Source organism: Williamsia sp. D3, assembly GCF_000506245.1.
Lineage (GTDB): Bacteria > Actinomycetota > Actinomycetes > Mycobacteriales > Mycobacteriaceae > Williamsia > Williamsia muralis.
Window position 1 is genome coordinate 132126 of the sequence record NZ_AYTE01000012.1, and the last position, 19775, is coordinate 151900.

Consider the following 19775-nt stretch of genomic DNA (forward strand, 5'->3'; position numbering starts at 1 on the left):
TCAGCGCCCGGCCAGGCTCCGCAGAGCCAGCAGCCAATGCTGCATCAACTCGTCGAGGTCCTCGGGGTCGACGGCATCTGCGATATAGGTGACGAAGGCGCGCACGACCGGCCCATCCGGTGTGTCGGTGGCCATCGACTGGATGTCGATCTCGGCCTGGGCCGGCATCCGGTTCCCTCGGGCCATCACATCGCTGTCCGTGCTGCCCAACTGCGGCCCACGCACGTCCGGGAACCACGGCGCTGCCGCGATCTCGTCGGCGATGTCGCCGCCCGGGACGGTCCCGATGTAGTTGAACACGATCTGCGGCTCGGGCAGCGCGGCCAGAGTTGCAGCCGATTCCGGGTCGAGATAGCGCAGCATGCCGTAACCGATACCCCGGTCCGGGTTCTCCGCCATCGCCTCACTGGTGCGGTTCAACACCTCGCGGGCGACGTCGGGCCGTTCGAACAGCGCTGCCATGTCGATGCCGGACAGGTCGATCCTCGCGGGGAACATCGACGTGAACCAGCCGACCGTCCGGGACAGGTCAGCACCGGGCACCACGTCTTCCTGACGTCCGTGGCCCTCGAGGGTCAGCAGTGCGCTGGGCACCTCGATGCCGCGATCCCGCCGCCAACCGACCACCGCCGCAGACAAACCGGCAACCAGCTGGTCGGCCATTGTCGTCCCGTCGCCGGTGGCGCTCATCAGTGGCTCGACGATCTCGGCCGGGATCTCGACGGAAGTCCTCGTGAGCAGGTCGGTCCGGTCGCGATCGAGGTCGAGTCGGCGACTGCCCAGATCCGGGTCGTCGCCGTCGAGGATCGACGTCCAGTACTCGAGCTCGCCTCGCCGGTCCGCGACCCGCTCATGCTGACCGGCAGTCCAGTCCCGCCATGTCGTTCCCGCGTCGGGAAGCTCGACGGGAACGCCTGCGGAGATCTGCGAGCCCGCGGTGGCGATGTCCGCCACCAGGATTCGCCACGACACCGCATCCACCACGAGGTGGTGCGCGACAATCAGCAGCCTGCCTGCGGCATCCGGTCCCGCATCCAGCCAGGCGAGCCGCAGCATGACGCCGTCCTCAGGAGCGAGCCGGTCCATCTCTTCGAACAGCACCTCGCGCAGGGCGTTCTGGTATCCAGGCGCACCCGGGCAGCTGTCGTCCGCCAGATTCACGCGGCGCAGCAACGAGTGCACGTCGACAGATCCGGGTGCACCGATGAGCAATGCCCCGGCGTCGCGATCGAGACGGGACCGCAGGATGTCGTGGGTGTCGATGACCGCGCCCATGGTGGCCGCGATCTGGTCTGCCGTCACCTCGGCAGGGAGGTTGACCACCATCGGCATCACGAACCTGCGGGTGTCTCCGCCGCGTTCGATCATGCGCGCGGCGGCGGGACTGAGCGGGGCCAGAGTCGGGTCACCGGGCGCAGTAACGGGTTCGGCACTCGCGGCAGCCGTCTCATCCGTGTCGGACGCGGCGGCTGCGCGATCCACCGCAGCAGCGAGCGCGACGATCGTGCGGTGCTCCAGCACATCCCGGGCGGTGAAGTGCACTCCGGCCGACCGGGCGCGGCTGACGAGCTGCATCGCAAGGATGCTGTCACCGCCGAGTTCGAAGAACGAATCGTCGGCACCCACAGACTCGGCACCCACCAGCTCGCCGACGATCCGACAGAGCACTTCCTCGGTCGGGGTCGACGGTGCCCGGCCCGCAGCCAGAGTGGCCTCGGGTAGTGGCAGTTCACGTCGTGCGATCTTGCCCGACCGGCTGCGCGGAAACTCCTCCAGGGAAACGATCACCTCGGGCACCATGTACGGCGCGAGTGTGCGTGCGGCGTGTGCACGGACCGCCTGTGGATCCGCGTCGTGTCCGGTGACGTACCCGACCAGACGCTGCCGTCCGCCGTCCTCGTGCATCACCACGGCGGCCTGGGCCACCGAGTCATGCTGTGCCAGAGCAGATTCGATCTCTTCGAGCTCGATACGCAGACCGCGGACCTTCACCTGGAAGTCGACCCGGCCGAGGTACTGGAGTGTGCCGTCCGCGAGGCGCCGTACCCGGTCTCCGGTGCGGTACATCAGCGACCCTGCAGGTCCGAACACACTCGGGACAAAACGTTCGGCAGTCAGGTCGGGACGCCCGAGGTACCCGCGTGCCAGCTGGTCACCGGCCAGGTACAGCTCACCCACCGCACCCACCGCGCAGGGCCGAAGCCACCGGTCGAGGACAAAGCTGCGGGTGTTCCAGACAGGCCGGCCGATCGGCGCCGCATCGGCACGGGTTGCGTGCCCGTTCAGTTCCGTCCCCGGTACGGCGACGACCTGCGAGGTGGCATCGACGGTGACCTCGGTGGGCCCGTAGAGGTTCACCACCTGCGCGTCGGCGATGTCGGCCACACGTTGGGCAAGCGACACCGGGAGGGCCTCGCCACCACTGAACACCGTGCGCAGCGACTTCAGCGATCCGGGTTCTGCCGACTCCGCGAACACGGCCAGCACCGACGGCACGAACTGCACCACGGTGACGTCGTGCTGCTGTACCAGCGACACCAATTCATCGGCTTCGCGATGTGCCTGCGGACCCGCGATCACGGTGGTGGCACCGACGATGGTGGGCGCGAACATCTCCCAGACCGAGGCGTCGAAGGTGAACGGCGTCTTGAGCAGGACCACGTCCTGCGTCCCGAATCCGTGTTCGGAAGCCATCCACTGGAGCTGGTTGACCAATGCGCGCTGAGAGATCTGGACACCCTTGGGCCGGCCGGTGGATCCGGAGGTGAACAAGACGTACGCCAGTGAACGTGGACGCACCTTGCCCCTGCGTTCGCCGGGACGTATCGGGCTGTCGTCGATGGACTGCAGATCCGGCACGGTCGGGTCCAGGCAGTTGACGCCGGGCAGCGCCGAACGCAGACGTCCGAGCTGTGCCGAATCGGCCACCACGCAGGTGACGTCGGCGTCCGAGACGATCGTGCGCAACCGGTCGTCGGGCGCTTCCACATCGAGCGGCAGGTACGCGCCGCCCGCCTTGAGGATCCCGTAGACGGTTGCGACCTGCTCGAGACTGCGCGACATGGCCACGGCCACCACGGCATCGGGTCCGACACCGCGGGCGATCAGAGCCCGTGCCCGTTTGTTGCCGAGAGCGTCGAACTGCGCGTACGTCAGCGTCCGCTCGCCGTCGATGAACGCGACGGCGTCGGGAGTTGCCGCCACCTGCTCGGCGAACAGTTCCATGGCGGTGCGGTCGGTGATCTCTTTGCCGGTGGCGTTCCAGGTGTCCAGTTGCGCGTGCAGTTCGTCGGCGTCGAGCAGGTCGAGTTCGCGAACCGGCGTCAGACTTGCCTGCGCGAACGTGTCCAGGACCCTGACCAGTCGATCGGCCAGCACCTGTGCGCGGTCGTCCGGCACCAGGGACGGCAGGTACTTCAATTTGAGCGACAGATCTGGATCCGCTTGTGCCAGAAGTGTTGCCGGGTAGTGCGACGCGTCGTTGATCTGTGCGCCCGCGATCGACATGCCGTCGATGTCCGACTGCGCGTCGAGCTTGCCGCGGTCCACCGGGTACGACTCGAAGACGGTGAGCGTGTCGAACAGGATCGGTAGTCCCGAAGAACGCTGGATCGTGGGCAACCCGACATGGTGGGCGTCGAGGAGGCCTGCCTGTTCGGACTGGATCCGTTCGAGGAGTCCGAGGACGGTTTCCCGCTCGTCGAGCCTGATCCGCACCGGGATGGTGTTGATGAACAGTCCGAGTATCGACTCCACTCCTGGGATCTCGGGCGGTCGGCCCGAGACCGTGGCACCGAACACCACGTCGTCACTGCCCAGGGTGCGTGCCAGCACCAGACCCCATGCGGCCTGCACCAAGGTGTTCATCGTGATGCCGCGGTCCCGCGAGAGATCCGCGAGCCCTTCGGCGGTCCGACGACCGAGGTCGAGCCCCAACTCGATGGGGATCTGATCTCCGACGCTTTCCACAGCCGGCTCATCGACCAGCAGAGTGGCCGAGTCGAGGCCGTCGAGGGCGTGTTGCCACGATCCGACGGCCGTGGCCATGTCGCGCCGGTCCAGCCAGGCCAGGAAGTCGCGGTACGAGCGGGTGCGGGGCAGGTAGGAGTCGTCGCCGCCGGTGGCGTACAGCGTGAACAGCTGTTCCATCAGAAGCGGTCCGGACCACCCGTCCAGCAGGATGTGGTGGTTGGTGAGCGACATCCGGTAGCGAGGGGTTCCGTCGGCATCCGGGGCGATGCGCAGGAGCAGCGCGCGCATCAGCGGCGGAGCGGCCATGTCGAACCGGTCGCTGCGGTGAGCCCTGAGCAGCCGGTCGACCTCGTGGTCGGCGGCAGCGCTGTCGGTCCGGTAATTGTCGGTGAGATCGACGACGTCCCAAGCGATGTCGACACCACCGGCGATCACCTGGACAACCGATCCGTCGCCGATGTGCCGGAATCCTGCGCGCAGGTTGGGATTTCGTCGCACGAGAGTAGCCATCGCTGCACGCAGGCGCTGTTCGTCGACGGTCCCGCGAAGTTCGAGGACAACCTGGGCGGTGTAGACGTCCGTGACGTACTGACCGGCCACCTCGGCGTGGAAGAGCATACCGATCTGCAGCGGCGAGAGCGGCCAGATGTCGTGCACAACAGGGTAATCGCGCTCGAGTTCCTCGATCTCGCGCTGGCTGATCTGAACCAGCGGAACATCGGACGGGGTCAGTCCGCCGGCCCGGCCACTGCGCTCGAGGGTGGCGAGCGCGGTCGCCGCAGACACCCAGAGATCGGCGAGTTCCTGCACATCGTCGTGGCCGAGGATCTCTCCCGCGTAGCCGAAGGAGGCCGACAGCCGGGCACCGTCGGCGTGGTCGGTGGTGACCGCATTGATGCTCAGGACCGCGGGCACCACCATGCCGGGATCCTGTGCGCCCGCAACCGATCCCCCACCGTCGGTGGCTCGCTGCCACCCGTTGGCGTCTGCGACCGGGTCCGTGTCGTCGTGCCCGGCGCTGACGCGGCCGAGGTAGTTGAAACCGATCTGGGCGCCCTCGTAGCCCGCGAGCGCGGGAACCGACCGCGCGCCGCCGTGAGCGAGTACGCCGAATCCGATGCCGTTGCCGGGCACCGCGAGCAGTTGTTCCTTGACGGCCTTGAAGGCCGAGCCCGCAGCAGGGCCACCGGCGAACGCGTCGCCTTGGTCGATGCCGGTGAGGTCGATGGCCAGCGGGTACATACTGGTGAACCAGCCGACCGTGCGAGACAGGTCGGCTCCACCGACGGCTTCTTCTTCGCGCCCATGGCCTTCCAGATCGATGAGCAGCGTGTCCGAGTGGACCCCCCGACGCGCGCGCCATTGCCGCACGGCCAGAGCGAGTGCCGTCAGCAGCGCATCGTTGACACCGCCCCGGTAGGCGGAGGTGACGCCGGTCAGCATCGACTCGGTCACGTCGTTCGGGAACTCGACGTCCAGGCGTTCGACCGTGGACGCCGTGTCGCGGTCGGGATCGATCCGGCGATCACCCAGCGCTGGATCGTCGGTGGCGACAACGGCAGCCCAGTGGTCGAGCTCGTCATCGCGGTGTGTGGCGGTCTCGGTGAGCGCAGTTGCCCACGCACGCAACGAGGTTCCGACAGCAGGCAGGTCGGGGGTGCCGCCGTTCTCGCTCTGCCCCCAGGCGATGGCGAGGTCGGGCAGCAGGATCCGCCACGACACGCCGTCCACCACCAGGTGGTGGACGAGCACGTACAGCCGTCCGGTGGCGGTGCCGTCGACGGGATCGAACCAGACCACCTGCATCATGACGCCTGCGGCCGGGTCGAGGCGGTCGACCGCCGCCGCGGTGGTGGCTGCGACCATCGCTTTGAACTCCGGCGTCCCAGGGGTCTCGGAGAACTCCACGCGAGTCAGGACCGTGGCCGGATCGATGGTGCCTGCCGGCGGAACGACCAGGCTGGACGATTCCGGGTTCGTGTCGTCGATGTCCAGTCGTGCGCGCAGGGCATCGTGGCGGTCCAAGACGGCACCGACAGCCGAGAGAAGTCGCTCATGCCCTGGATCGGCAGGCAGGGTCAGGAAGCTCGCCTGAGAGAACTGCTTGTAGTGGCGGCGGGTGTCGACGAGCCAACGCATGATCGGGGTCAGCGGTACGGGACCGACTGCGCCACCGGGCAGTTCGGCCAGCATGCGGACCTCGGCGTCGGCGGCGAGCTTGGCCACCTCGGCCAGCTCCGCCACGGTGCGCCGATCGAACACGTCGCGCGGTGTCAGCACGATGCCGGCGGCGCGGGCCCTGGACACGAGCTGGATGGAGACGATGCTGTCACCGCCCAGGGCGAAGAAGGAGTCGTCGACACCGATCCGCTCCACACCGAGTACCTCGGTGAAGAGCTCGGCCAGCCGCTGCTCCATCGGAGTGCTCGGGGCCCGGTAGGCGCCGGAGTTGCCGTCGAACACCGGCTCTGGCAGTGCGCGTCGATCGAGCTTGCCCGCGGGGGTCAGCGGCACCGAGTCGAGCACGGTGATCGATGACGGGACCATGTGCGAGGGCAACCGCTCACCCAGCCGGGCACTGATCTCGGTCGCCTGGACACTCCGGCCGGGCCGTGGGTACACGTACGCGACCAGCACGGTCTGGCCGGTGTGGGGATGCGTGTGCCCGATCGTGATGGCGAAGTCGATGTCGGGATGCTCGCCGAGGGCGGAGTCGATCTCGCCCAATTCGATGCGGAAGCCGCGGACCTTCACCTGGTAGTCGGTTCGGCCGAGGAACTCCAGCTCCAGGCGCCCGTCAGCGGTCCGCTTCCACCGGACGACATCGCCGGTGCGGTACATCCGCGAACCGGGTTCGCCGAACGGGTCGGCCACAAAACGTTGAGCTGTCAGATCGAACCTGCCGAGGTAACCCCGCGCGACGGCGGACCCGGACACGTAGAGCTCACCGGCGACACCCGGCGGTACGGGCTGCAGGCGTGAATCCGCCACCAGCGCACGGACACCGGTGATCGGGCCACCGATCGTGACCGGCCGGGACGGGTCCATGGCGTCCGTGGACGTCGACCAGATGGTCGCCTCGGACGGGCCGTAGAGGTTGAACATCGCACGGTCCGGAGCCCAGCGCCGCACCAGTTCAGGCGGGCACACATCGCCGGCGACAGCGATCATCTCGACGCCGCCGAGACCGTCCGGGGGCACGGTGGCCAGCGCGGCGGGGGTCACGAAGGCGTGGGAGACCCGCTGCTCGGCGAGCAGCCTTGCCAGGTCCTCGCCACCGAAGATCGATGCCGGCGCGATCACCTGTGTGGATGCGGCGTTGATCGCCATCATGATCTCGAAGATGGATGCGTCGAAGCTCGGGGACGCGAAGTGCAGGACCCGTGACGACGAGGTCAGCGAGAACCGGGGACCCATCTCGCCAACAGGTTGGCCAGACCCCGATGGGTGACACCGACGCCCTTGGGCCGGCCTGTCGACCCGGAGGTGAAGATCACGTACGCGAGGTCGTCGAGGACGGGCGCGTGCGCCGGGAACGAGGCAGGTGCCTCGCCGCCGGTCTCGACTGTGCGACGGCCGTATCGGTCCATCGTCTCGTCGGACACCGGTAGCCATTTGGCCAACTGAGGCAGGCGGTCGACGATCTCGTCGATGGTCAGACCGATGGTCACGTCGGCGTCGGCGACCATGTGCTCGATGCGGTCTGCCGGGTAGTTCGGATCGATCGGCAACACCGCGCCGCCCGACTTGACGATGGCCCAGAACGCGACCATCGAGTTCACCGATCGGCTGATCGCCAGCGCAACCGGCATCCCGGGACGCACACCTCGGTCGACGAGCAGCTCGGCGTACACACCCGACCGGAAGTCGAGTTCACGGTAGGTCAGCGATTCGGAGCCGCACACCAGCGCCACACCGTCGGGGTTGCTCTGCACCGCGCCGTCGAAGATCTCGATCATGGTGCGCGACGGGGCATCCGGCGGGCCGGCAACCGGCGACAACTCGGATCGCTCGGCGGGCGTCAGCAGATCGATGTCACCGATCCGCACGTCCGCATCGGCCACGATGGCGGTCGCGATCGCGGTGAAGCGCTCGGCCAGCGCGGCGATGGTCGACTGGTCGAACAGCGCGGTCGCGTAGGTGAACAGCGCCGTCAGGCCCGTGTCGCCGTTGTCGTCGACCTCGTCGGCAAGGGTCAGCTGGAGATCGAACTTGGTTGTCGTGATCGGTGATTCGAGTCCGGACACGTGCATGCCCGGCAGCTCGAGCTCGGCCCGCTCGTTGTTCTGGAACGCCAGAGCCACCTGGAACAGCGGCGCGTAGGAGGTCTCACGCTCGGGCGCAAGGTGCTCGACCAGACGCTCGAACGGCACTTCCGTGTGTGTGAAGGCGGCGATGTCGGTGGCGCGGGTCCGGGCGAGCAATTCGCTGAACGGCTCACCGGGCCTGACCTCGGTGCGCAGCACGAGTGTGTTGACGAACATGCCCACGAGGTCGTCGAGTTCGGCCTCGCCGCGCCCGGCGATCGCGGTTCCGACGGCGATGTCGTCCGTGGTGCCCGAACGTGCGAGCAGCACGGCCAGCGCCGCGTGACAGACCATGAACATCGTGGCGTGATGGCCGGATGCCACGCGCGCGAGCCCCTTGCGCAATTCGGGATCGAGCGAGAACTCGTACGACGCACCAGCGGTCGACTGCACCGGCGGCCGCGGACGGTCGATCGGCAGGTCGATGACATCCGGGATGCCGTCGAGTTGACGGGTCCAGAAGTCGATCTGACGCGCGGCCAGACTCTCGGGGTCGTTCTCGTCGCCGAGTACCTCGTGCTGCCAAAGGGAGTAGTCGGCGTACTGCACCGCCAGCGGCGACCAGCCGGGCTCACTACCCCCGGTACGCGCGGTGTAGGCCACCATGACGTCACGCGCCAACGGTGCGATCGATGCGCCGTCGCCGCTGATGTGGTGGATCACCACCACCAGGACGTGTTCGGACGGCGACCGTCGTAGCAGTGCGATGCGGACCGGCACGGCGGCGGTCACGTCGAACCCCTCGCCGATCAAGGCACCGAGTTGCGCATGCAACTCGTCGTCGCCCGACACCTCACGCACATCCAACGAGAGCCCCGCAGACGGCAATTCGTCCACGTCGAGGATCAGCTGGCGCGGTCCGTCGCCGTCATCCGGGTAGCGGGTACGCAGCACCTCGTGCCGGCTGATCACATCGGTCACGGCCTCGCGAAGTGCGTCGACGTCGAGGTCGCCGGACATCGCGATCACGGCCGGGATGTTGTAAGCCGGTGAGGTGGTGTCGAACTGGTTGATGAACCACATGCGACTCTGTGCGGGCGACAGGGGCAGGAAGGCCGGACGCGCGGTCGCCAGCAGCGCGGGCCGCGCCCGGTCCCCGTCGGCACGTTCGGCCAGCAGTGCCAGTCCGGCGACGGTCGGCTCGGTGAACAGGTCGCGCACGGCCAGGTTCGAGCCCACTGCAGCGTTGATCTGCGCGACAACACGGGTTGCCGACAGCGAGTTGCCGCCGAGTGAGAAGAAGCTGTCACCGGCGCCGACCATCGTGGCCCCGACCACGTCGGCGAAGATGCCGGCGACGATCTCCTCCACCGGACTGCTCGGCGGCTGATAGTTGTCCGACGATCCGAACTCGGGCTGCGGCAACGCTTTACGGTCGAGCTTGCCGTTCACACTGAGCGGGAGCCGCTCGATCGGCACCACGAGCGCGGGCACCATGTACGCCGGTAGTTCCTCGGCAGCGGTCGCCAGCACCGAACGGGTGTCGAGGGCCGCGCCCGCGGACGGCACCAGATACGCGACCAGCTGCTCGCCGACGTGGGGGTCGCTGTGGACGGTGACCACCGCGGCATCCACCTGTGGCGACATGGTGAGGACGCGTTCGATCTCGCCGAGTTCGATACGGAAGCCGCGCACCTTCACCTGGAAGTCGCTGCGTCCCATGTACGTCAGGGTCGGCCGGGTGTCACCGGCGACAGTGGTCCAGCGCGCGAGGTCGCCGGTGCGGTACATCCGGCTGCCCGGCGTGCCGAACGGGTTCGCGACGAACCGCTCGGCCGAGAGGTCGCTGCGCTGGTGGTAGCCCCGCGCCAATTGCGCACCGGCGAGGTACAGCTCACCGGTCACCCCGTCGGGCACCGGATGCAGCCGGTTGTCGAGCACGAAGACCTGGCTGTTCCATTCCGGCCGGCCGATCGGTACCGCCGAGCCCAGTTCGGACGGCACCTCCTGATGGGTGATGCTGACCGCGGCCTCGGTGGGCCCGTACAGGTTGTTGATCTCCACGCCCGAAGACGCCTGTGCGGTCAAGTCCCGGAATCGCGAGACGACGTCCGGGGTCAGTGCCTCGCCGATACACAGGACGTAACGCAGTGTGCTGAGCTGATCGGCGCGCGCCTCCTGCAGGAAGACGTTCAGCAGCGACGGCACGAAGGTCACCGTGGTGATCGCGGTTCGCCGGATCAGTTCGGCCAGGTACGCCGGGTCGCGATGTCCCTGCGGCGAGGCGATCACCAGACGGGCGCCTGCGGTCACAGCCCACCAGAACTCCCACACCGAGAGGTCGAAAGTGGCCTGCGTGCGCAGCAGCACGGCGTCATCGGCGTCCAGTCGATACTGCGCGGCGATCCAGTCGAGTTGGTTGACGATCGCGGCGTGAGGCACCGCAACGCCTTTGGGTCGGCCCGTGGACCCGGACGTGTAGATGATGTACGCCGTGTTGTGCGGCCGCAGCGGAGCCAGGCGGTCGCCCTCCTCCACCGGCGCCGAGGAGACTCCCGCCAGATCGAGGCCACAGACATCGAGCGTCTGGGTCGTCTCCGGCAGTCCCGACGGTCGCTCGCCTGCCACCAAGGTGAGCACGGGCCGGGCGTTGTCGACTATGTAGGAGATGCGGTCCAGCGGATGGTCCGGGTCGATGGGCAGGTAGGCGCCGCCGGCAACGGTGACCGCGTACATCGCCACCACCAGGTCGATCGACCGCGGCATCGCAAGTCCGACAGTGGTTTCCGGGCCGACCCCACGGTCGATCAGGATCCGGGCCAACGCGTTCACCCGGACAGCCAGGTCGCCGTACGTCAGCGCGGTGCCGTCATCGGCCTCGAGCGCGACGTCTTCTGCGTTGTCGCGCATCGATTCCGACAGCCGGGTCGCAAGCGTGCCGGGCGACAGCACCACAGCGGTGTTGTTGCGACCACGGACCAGTTCGCGCTGCTGTCGACCGGTGAGCATCGGCAGGTCACCGACGGCGACGAGCGGCTCGTCGATGATCTCGTCGATCAATGTGACGAAGCGGTCGGCGATCGCGCTCACCGTCTCCGGGTCGAACAGGTCGTCGGCGTAGGTGAACACCGCGTCGAGTCCGGCCGGCTGTCCGTCGTCGTCGTAGTTGTCCGACAGGATCAGATGCAGGTCGAATTGTGCGACGCCCTCGGGCATCTCGACGGGTTCGATGCGCAGGCCGGCGAGGTCGAGGCTGGCGCGCTCGATGTTCTGGAACGACAGACCGACCTGGAAGATCGGATGGTGGGCGGTCGAACGCACCGGATTGAGTACTTCGACGAGGCGTTCGAACGGCACATCGGCGTGGGAGAACGCTTCGGCGTCACGATCGCGGACGGTGTCCAGGAGCGCACCGAAACCACGGCCGAGATCGATCTCGGTCCGCATGGCGAGGGTGTTGACGAACATGCCGATGACACCTTCGACCTCGCTCTCGACCCTGCCGCTCACCGGCGTGCCGACGGTGATGTCGGGGTTGCCGCTCAGACGCGCGAGCAACAGCGCGAAGGCGCCGTGGAAGGCCATGAACGCACTGGCGCCCCTTGCACGTGCCAGGTCGGCCAGGCCGCGATGGGCCTCGGCAGAGATCGAGAACGTCAACTGACGTCCGCGCAGCGACTGCACCGGAGGCCGGGGCCGGTCGGTGGGCAGTTCCAGCTGGTCGGGGATGTCCGCGAGGTTCTTCTTCCAGAACTCGACCTGGGTGGCCAGCACGCTGGTCGGATCCGACTCGTCACCGAGCAACTCACGCTGCCAGATCGAGTAGTCGGCGTACTGCACCGGCAGCGGCGTCCACTCCGGAGCCCGCCCGGCCGAACGCGCGTCGTAGGCGACCGCGAGATCACCGACGAACGGCACCATCGACTGGCCGTCGGCCGCCACGTGGTGCACCACCATCGACAGCACGTGACGCTGTTCGTCCAGTCGCATCAACGCAATTCGCACGGGCACGGTGGTGGTGACGTCGAAGCCCCGTGCCACGAACCGGGTCAGCTCGTCGAACAGCGTGTCCTCGGTGGCGTCGACCATCTCCATCTCCGGGGCGGCCTGCTCCGCCGTCAGGATCACCTGATGCGGTCCGGTCGGCGAGTCCGGGTAGATGGTCCGGAGCGATTCGTGTCGCGCGACCACGTCGTTGATCGCGCGCCGCAGTGCTGCGACGTCGAGATCGCCGACCAGCGTCACCGCGGCAGGGATGTTGTAGGCAACCGATTCCGGGTCGAAGCGGTTGAGGAACCACATGCGGGTCTGGGCCAGCGACAACGGGATCCGGACCGGGCGTGGTCGTGCCACCAGCGGCGGGCGGTGGGCACGTACACCGGTCCCGGAGGCCAGGCGCTCGGCGAGTTCGGCGACGGTCGGCGCGGCGAACAGCTCACGCACCCCGATTTTCCCGCCGAGGGCGGCCCCTGCCCGGCCGACGACCTTGGTGGCACTCAGTGAGTTGCCACCGAGGTCGAAGAAGCTCTCGTCGATGCTCACCTCGGGGAGATCTAGCACCTCTGCGAACACCTCGGCGAGGGTGGTCTCCACCGGATTGCGCGGAGCGCGGAACACGCGGTCGCCCACGGTGAAGACGGGTTCGGGCAGCGCACGCCGGTCGAGTTTGCCGATCGGGGTGAGCGGGATGGCGTCGAGGACGGTCACCGCCGACGGCACCATGTGCTGTGGAAGGTGTTCGCCGACATTACGTTTGAGCGCTTCCGGATCCACCTCGTGTCCGGGCTTTGGCAGGACGTACGACGCCAGCACGGTGTCGCCACCGGGTCCGGCGGTACCGACCGTGACCGCGAAATCGACGTCGGGGTGGGAATCGAGCAACTTGTCGATCTCGCCCAGCTCCACGCGGAACCCGCGCACCTTCACCTGGAAGTCACTACGCCCCACGTATTCGAGCGAGTGCCCGTTCCTGCCGGGGTCCATGCTGTAGCGCACGAGGTCGCCGGTGCGGTAGAGCCTCGAGCCCGGCTCACCGTAGGGATCCGGCACAAAGCGTTGTGCGGTGATCTGCGGACGATCGTGGTAGCCGCGGGCGACCCCTGGGCCGGCGAGGTACAGCTCACCGACGACACCACGGGGAACCACACGCAACCGCGAATCGAGGATGCGGGTGGTGACGCCACGCAGCGGCGACCCGATGGTGACCTTGGAGCCCGCGGACAACGGCGCAGTGATCGTGACGATGACCGTGGCCTCGGTGGGGCCGTATGCATTTCGCAGTGCACCGGACCAGCGTTCGGTGAGCTCTGGCGGACAGATGTCTCCGCCGACCACCACCGAATGCACCGTGTCGAGCCCGGCCGGGTCGACGGTCATCAGAGCGGTCGGGGTCATCACCACATTGGTGATGCGTTCGGTATGGATCAGCTCTGCCAGCTCGCTACCGCCGAACACGTCCTGCGGCGACACGATCAGTGTTGCGCCGGCGGTGAATGCTGCCAGCAATTCGCCGACCGATGTGTCGAAGCTCGGCGAGGCCACGTGCAGGAAACGCGACGAGGTGGTGACGTCGTAGTGCTCGCGCACGTCGGTGGCGAGATTGGCGAGCCCGTGGTGGGTCACCACCACAGCCTTCGGCTTCCCTGTCGAACCCGACGTGTAGATGAGGTACGCGGGGTGGTCGATGCGAAGCGGCGACAGCCGATCGGAGTCGGTGACAACAGCTTTGGAGCGGTCGCCGGTCTGCGCGTCGAGTTCGTCGAGGTCATACCAGTCGACGGAGGCGGGCAACGCCTCGTCGTCGCCCAGCACGGTCAGACCGAACGCCGTACCCGAGTCCTGGATCATCTCCACGATCCGCTCGAGCGGGTAGTCCAGGTTGATCGGCAGATACGCCGAGCCGGTCTTCGCGATCGCCCACGTGCCGACGATCGAGCTCATCGATCGGCGGACACCGAGTGCCACCACGGTCTCCGGACCGGCACCGAGTTCGATGAGCCGCCGGGCGAGGCGGTTGGTGAGCTGGTCGAGCGCCTGGTAGGTGAGCGTCTGCCCACGATAGGACACGGCGACGCCCGCCGGGTTGGCCTCGACCCCTCGGGCGAGGAGGTCGGGCAGGGTCTGGGGTTCAACACCTTCGGGGCCACGAACGGAGGTCAGATCGGCGAGTTCGGTGTCGCTCAACACGTCGACGTCACTGACGACCACGTCGGGGTCGACGGCGACGGCTTCGAGGATGCGCACGAACCGCTCGGCGAACGTGTTGATCGACGACTCGTCGAAAAGGTCCGTCGCATAGGTGAAGACGGCGTTGATCGGCGCACCGGGCTCGTCGTTGTCACCGATCGACAACTGCAGGTCGAACTTGGCGACGTCGAAGTCGGCGCGGACCGGCGACACCTTCAGACCCGGCAGGGTGAGTTCTGGTGCCTCGTTGTTGTCGAACGACAGCGCGATCTGGAACAACGGATGGTGCGCGGTGGAGCGGTGGACGTCGAGCACCTCGACGAGACGCTCGAACGGGATATCCCCGTGGGCCATCGCGTCGATGTCGGCGGCTCGGACCTGCGCCAGCAGATCGACGAAACGGACCTCTGGATCAACCTCGGCCCGTAGCACGACGGTGTTGACGAACATGCCGACCAGTGGATCGAGGGCTTCTTCGCCTCGACCGGCGATCGGGGTACCGATGGCGATGTCGGCCTCACCGGTCAATCGCTCGATGAGCACCGCCAGCGCTGCGTGCATCAGCATGAACATGCTGACGTCGTGAGACCGCGCGACGCGCTGCAGAGACTCCCTGACCGACGGCGCGACGGTGAACGGCAGTGCGGCGCCGCGGAGCGACTGCATCGCCGGGCGCTGCCTGTCGGTGGGGAGTTCCACCGATTCCGGCAAGCCGGAGAGCGTCTTTCGCCAGTAGCCGATCTGTTCCGCGGCGACCGAGCCGGCGTCCTTTTCGTCTCCGAGGACTTCGCGTTGCCAGATCGAGAAGTCCGCATACTGGACGGCCAACGGGGTGTAGTCCGGGGCCTCCCCCGCCCGGCGCGCCTCGTAGGCGAGCACCAGATCGCCGAAGAGCGGGGCCATCGACGCACCGTCTGCGGCGATGTGATGGGCGACGAGCATCAGGATATGTTCGGTTTCGCTGATGTGCAGCAACACGATTCGCATCGGGAGTTCGGTTGTCACATCGAACCCGGCGATCGCGTGGCGCCTCAGTTCATCGGCGATCGCCTCGGGATCCGACCGTACCTCCACCTCGTGGAAGATCCCGTTGACCGCCTCGTCCACAGGATGGATGAGCTGGTACGGACCGTCGGCAGTGTCGGGGAACGTGGTGCGCAGCGACTCGTGACGTTCGGCGACATCGACGATCGCGGCGCGCAGCGCGTCGACATCGAGTTCGCCGGACAACCGCAGCGGGAGCGGCAGATTGTATGCGGGCGAGCTGGTGTCGAACTGGTTGATGAACCACATCCGCGACTGCGCGAGCGACAGCGGGATCCGTTCGGGCCGCGGCCTCGGGGCCAGTTCGGGCCGTGCCTGTGCTCCACCGGAACGCGAGGTGGTCAGCTCGGCCAGCTCGGCGACAGTCGGGTGGTCGAAGATGTCTCGCACGCTGATCTCGATGCCGAGTGCCGCCTGCACCCGGGCGGCCACGCGGGTGGCGCCCAGCGAGGTTCCGCCGATGTCGAAGAACGAGTCGGTGGCACTGACCTGTGACCGCTTGGCGATGTCGCCGAAGACCTTGGCAACGGCTTCCTCGGCCGCCGTGCGCGGAGCGATGTATTCCGCTGCACTGTCCATGAATTCGGGCTCGGGCAGAGCCTTGCGGTCGAGCTTGCCGTTCGCGGTGAGCGGGAACGCGTCCAATTCCATGATGGCGCTGGGCACCATGTAGGCGGGCAGCCGGTCACGCAGCAGCCGCAGCAGGTCGGTGTTGTCGACGGATTTTCCGGGTTCGGCCACCACGTAGGCGACGAGGTGTTTGTCGTCGGCCACGTCCACCACCACCACAACGGCGTCGGCGATCGACTCGTGGTCGGTCAGTGCGGCTTCGATCTCCGGCAGCTCGATTCGCAGGCCACGCAGCTTCACCTGGAAGTCGGTACGGCCGATGTACTCGAGTTCACCGTCGGTACGCCTGCGGACGAGGTCGCCCGTCCGGTACATCCGCTCGCCGCGGGCCATCGGGTCCGCCACGAAACGGTCTGCGCTCAGATCCGGCCGCCCCACATAACCCCGGGCCAGCTGGACACCGGTGAGGTACAGCTCGCCGGAGACGTTCGGTGGCACCGGCCGCAGACGTGCGTCGAGAACGTATACGCCCGTGTTCGCCACCGGACGCCCGATGGGGACCACGTTCACGTCGTCGGCGGTGTACTGGTGATAGGTGACGTCGACTGCTGCCTCGGTCGGTCCGTAGAGGTTGTGCAGCCCGGCGTCGGTGAGCTTGGCGAACCGCGCCGCGGTGGCCGGCGGCAGAGCTTCACCGCTGGCGAAGACCCTCGTGAGGCCCGCCAGCGAGGCGCTGTCGGCCTCGGCGAGGAACACCGAGAGCATCGACGGCACGAAATGCAGGGTGCTGACGCCACATTCGGCGATCAACCGCCGCAGGTAGTCGGGGTCGCGGTGACCATCGGGGATGGCGATGACAAGTGTGGCGCCGACCTGCAAGGGCCAGAAGAACTCCCACACCGACACGTCGAACGTCGCAGGCGTCTTCTGCATCACCACGTCGTCGCCCGTCAGGGAGTACTCGGCCTGCATCCACAGCAGCCGGTTGACGATCGAGCGATGGCTGACCGCCACGCCCTTGGGACGTCCGGTGGATCCGGAGGTGTAGATGACGTAGGCGGTGTTGTCGCCTCGAAGCGGTGCGGTCCGTTCCTCGTCGGTGAGGGGTCCGGTGGCGTAGCCATCGAGTTCGAGGGCATCGATCACCAGGATGTCGGGATCGGCCGCTGTTCCCTCCGGGATCTCGAACCCGGTACCGGAGGTGGTGAGCACCGTCTTCGGGTTGCTGCTGTCGAGCACGTAGGCGATCCGGTCGACGGGGTTCGCCAGGTCGATCGGCACGTACGACGCGCCCGCCTCGATGACGGCGTACATCCCGATCAAGAGCTCGAACGAACGCGGCATCGCCAGGGCGACATGCACTTCCGGTCCCACTCCGGCCGCAATCAGATGGCGCGCAAGGGCACTGACCCGTCCGGAGAATTCCGCGTAGCTCAGCGTCGCGTCCTCGAACACCAGCGCCCGAGCGTCGGGGGTGCGCTCCACCTGCGCTTCGAACAACCGCGCCAGCGTGGACTCGCCCTGATCGGCGGCAGAGCCCGACTCGGCGATCACCGAGGCGAGCATCCCCGCGAACTGCTCGGCGAAACCTTCTGCTGCCGCGCCTTCGAGCAGCCCCGGAAGCAGTGTGGACAAAGCGACTGTGACGGCGGCTTCGGGCCCCACGCCCACGGCCGCCAGCGTTGCGACCAGTTCGGTCGACTTCGCATGCAAGGCGCCGTAGGTCACATCGGTTCCGTTGTGCGACAACGCGATGCCATCGGGGTTGATCCGCGCGGCGGTGGCGAGCAGCTCGGCGAGTGACTTGCCCTTCAGGTCGGACAGTGCCGAACCGAACCCTGCCGCCTCGTCTGCCGACGCCGATCCACCCATCGCCGAACGCTCGGCTTCGGTCAGGATCTCGATGTCGCCGACGGGAACCTCGGGGTCGTCGGTGATGGCGGTCAGCACGGCGAGGAAGCGCTCGGCCATCGTCTGCACGGTCGACTCGTCGAAGATGTCGACGGCGTAGTCGAGGATCGCGTCGATCCCGCGGCCTCTGCCGTCGGCGCCGAAGTTCTCCGACACCGTCAGGCCCAGATCGGATTTGACGTACCGGATCGGTGAGTCGAGCCCACTCACCTCGAGACCCGGCAGGGTCACCGTCGGCACCTCGATGTTCTGCATGGTGAGCATCGCCTGGACCAGCGGCGCGTACTTCCGCGAACGGGTGGGGGCCACGGCCTCGACAACCTGCTCGAACGGCAGGTCGGCGTTGTTGAACGCGGCGAGGTCGGCCGACTTCGCCGCGGCGAGGGTGGACACGAAAGACGAAGACATGTCGACGGTGCTGCGCAACACCAGCGTGTTGACGAACATGCCGACCAGTCCGTCGACCGCCGAGGCATTCCGGCCGGCCGTCGGCGTGCCGACGGCGACGTCGTCCGAGCCGCTCAACCGGGCGAGCAGGATCGAGTACGCGGCGTGCACCACCATGAACATGGTGGTGTCGTTCTCGCGAGCCAGGGCTTGCAGCTGCGCCTGGAGCTCGGCGGGGATGGTGAACTTGACCTCGCCACCGGCAACCGACCGCTTGTCGGTGCGCGGCCGGTCGGTCGGCAGGTCGAGCAGCTCGGGCATTCCCGCGAGGTGCTCACGCCAGAACGAGATCTGGCGTGACGCAAGCGAATCCGGGTCGTCCTCAGACCCCATCACACCGCGTTGCCAGATCGCGTAGTCGGCGTACTGCACACTCAGCGGCCGGAAGGCAGGAGCCGCACCGGCAACCCGCGCCGTGTACGCGGTCATCAGGTCGGTGGCCAGCGGCACCAGGGACGACCCGTCTGCTGCGATGTGGTGGATGACCAGCAGCACCACATGGTCGTCGGGGGCGATCTCGAGCAACATCGCCCGCAGCGGCGGCGCCGCGGTGACGTCGAATCCCTCGGTGGCGAGTTGGACGCACATCTCGAGCAGTTCGTCCTCGGACCCCACCGTGCGGGTGATCAGCTGCGGCACAGCCTCCGAGACGGGAAGGATCTTCTGATACGGGCCCTGCACCGAGTCGGGGTAGACCGTACGCAGGATCTCCTGGCGCTCGATCACGTCCATCAGGGCGGCGGTCAGAGAGCTCTCGTCGAGGGAGCCCCGCAGCCGCAGACCGAGCGGGATGTTGTAGTCGGCCGCATCGGGGTTGAGCCGGTTGACGAACCACATCCGTTGCTGCGCAAGCGACAGCGGGATCCGGTCCGGTCGTTTCTGCGGGGTGAGCGGTCGGATCGGCATGCCGTCGAGATCGGGCGAGGCACCGATCGCCTCGGCGAGATCCGCCACCACCGGCGAATCGAACAGGATTCGTACGCCCAGACGCACACCCAGGATCTCGTTGATCCTGGCGATGGCACGGGTGGCGGCCAGCGAATTGCCGCCGAGTTCGAAGAAGGAGTCGTCGGCGCCGACGGTGTCGACTCCGAGGACGTCTGCGAACGCAGCCGCCACAGCGTGCTCCATCGGAGTCGAGGGTTCACGGTGTTCGCCCGTGGCACCGCGGAACTCGGGCGCGGGAAGTGCACGTTTGTCCAGTTTCCCGACCGGCGTCAACGGGACCTCGTCGAGGATCACGATCGACGACGGCACCATGAACTTCGGCAGGAATCCCCCGGCGTAGTCGGCCAGGTCGCGGGCATCGATGGTGCTGCCCGAGGTGGGTTTGACGTATGCCGCCAGAGCCGTGTCGCCACTCGGTCCGTCCACACCGATCGTCACCGCGAAGTCCAC

At 67.5% G+C, this 19775-nt stretch carries 2 protein-coding genes (1 of these 2 only partly in view); both read right to left on the minus strand.

Annotated features, from left to right (window positions below; genetic code table 11):
* A complete protein-coding gene (locus tag W823_RS58690) occupies nt 1-7389 on the minus strand; it encodes a non-ribosomal peptide synthetase (protein WP_255326140.1) in 7389 nt (2462 codons plus the stop codon).
* Nucleotides 7368-19775, minus strand: the 3' portion of a protein-coding gene (locus W823_RS37610; protein ID WP_255326141.1) for a non-ribosomal peptide synthetase. Its footprint extends 10449 nt past the window's final position; 12408 of the gene's 22857 nt are visible here — the last part of the coding sequence; its start codon lies beyond the right edge, outside the window — the gene reads right to left on this strand; the stop codon is at nt 7368-7370. Before W823_RS37610 ends, W823_RS58690 begins: the two co-directional genes overlap by 22 nt.